This is a genomic window from Oceaniovalibus sp. ACAM 378, from assembly GCF_008085915.1.
Classification (GTDB): Bacteria; Pseudomonadota; Alphaproteobacteria; order Rhodobacterales; family Rhodobacteraceae; genus Oceaniglobus.
Window position 1 is genome coordinate 1 of sequence record NZ_VSJK01000070.1, and the last position, 1,583, is coordinate 1,583.

The 1,583-nt window shown below is 57.0% G+C and carries 1 pseudogene; it reads left to right on the plus strand.

Annotated features, from left to right (window positions below):
* Window positions 1-36 precede the first annotated feature (36 nt).
* Window positions 37-1,333 (plus strand): annotated as a pseudogene (locus FQ320_RS25180) (IS110 family transposase).
* Window positions 1,334-1,583: the final 250 nt, after the last annotated feature.

Here is a 1,583-nt window from a genome sequence, read left to right on the forward strand (position 1 = left end):
GTTTTGCAACAAACCACACCGCAGAGGAGACCGACTATGACCGATATGAGCATTGCACAGGCCGAGCCTGTTTTGGTGGCGATTGACATTTCCAAAGCGCGTCATGAGGTGCTGATTGCCGTGCCCGGCAAGAAGCGCCGACGTCGTTTGACGGTGCTGAACCAGTTGGACGACTTCAACCGGCTGACTGCGGCTCTCTCGAAATACGGCCACCCGGTTCGCGTGGCATTTGAGGCGACCGGTAACTACCACCGGGCATTGGCGTTCCATCTGGGCAGCGCCGGTTTTGAAGTGAAGCTCGTATCATCTGTCGCCCTCGCCAGAACCCGGGAGGCCCTGCACAACAGCTGGGATAAGAACGATCCCAAAGATGCGCAGGTGATTTTGCACATGATGCAGATCGGGAACGAGCAGTTCTATCATGACCCGCTGCTATCCGGCACCAACGACATTCAGGAACTGTCCAAAACCCACGACATGGTATCTCGGTCGAAGACCGAGCTCTGGCACCGGGTGCTGACGCATTATCCACTGCCCGGCAGTGCATGTTTACATGCATGAGAGGGTGCCGCTGTATTTCCCCGAAGCCGATCGCTTCCACCGCAGCTCGCGCAGCGATTGGTTCTTTGCCTTCCTCGAGCGCTACCCGTCGCCGCACATCATTGCGGCAATGGACAAGGAGGCTTTCATTGCCGATGCTTGGGCGGCGATCGGTCGCCGCGTGTCGAAAGAGCGTTTGCTGACAGACATTTACGAGACCGCCAAAACATCGGTTGGGCTGCCGGTCGACCCAGGGTCCGACGCCCTCAAAATGTTTCGCCTGGTTCTTGCCGAGGGGCGTGGGCTGATCGCGCAACGCAACGAGATCGAGAACCGCTCCATCGCATTACTCAAGGACAGCACTGACTATCAACTGATGACCTCAATCCCCGGGATCGGCCCGATCAACGCCCTAACCATCCTGGCAGAAGCTGGTGACCTGCGCCGCTTCGGACATCATCGGCAGTTCCTCAAATTCTGCGGGATGGATCTCGCGACCATGCAGTCCGGCATGTTCCGCGGGCAGACCAAACTGTCAAAATACGGCAATGCTCGATTGCGTCGGACCCTCTGGCTGGCGGGCCAGGGCGCCATTCTGCAGCGCACCAACAGCTTCCGGGACAAATTCGAACGCTACATTTCCAAGGACAGACACAACACCCATTTGCGCCGCAAGGCGTATACCGCAATCGCCGCCAAGATGGCTCGCACCGTTCACGCGGTCGTCAAAGGTGGTGAACCTTATCGTCCCTTCTTTGAGGGGGCGATCGACAGCAGAAGGACCTTTCTCTGACCTTGCCGTGGAGGCGTTGGCGTTAAGCCGGTGACCTCGTAGATAATGTTCAGGCCTTCTGCTCAACGATGCCAGGATCTCGTCTTAAGGACGGTGAGAGCCGCAATAGCGTACTCTGTGTTTGTTATGGGAGAGACCGTTCGTTGACCAAAACGCCGAACTGACGCAAACTTCGAACATGTCGGGAGTGCTCGACATGACAATAGCCTGATGCCAAATCAACAGATCATTCCGCACATAGGACGTTGTC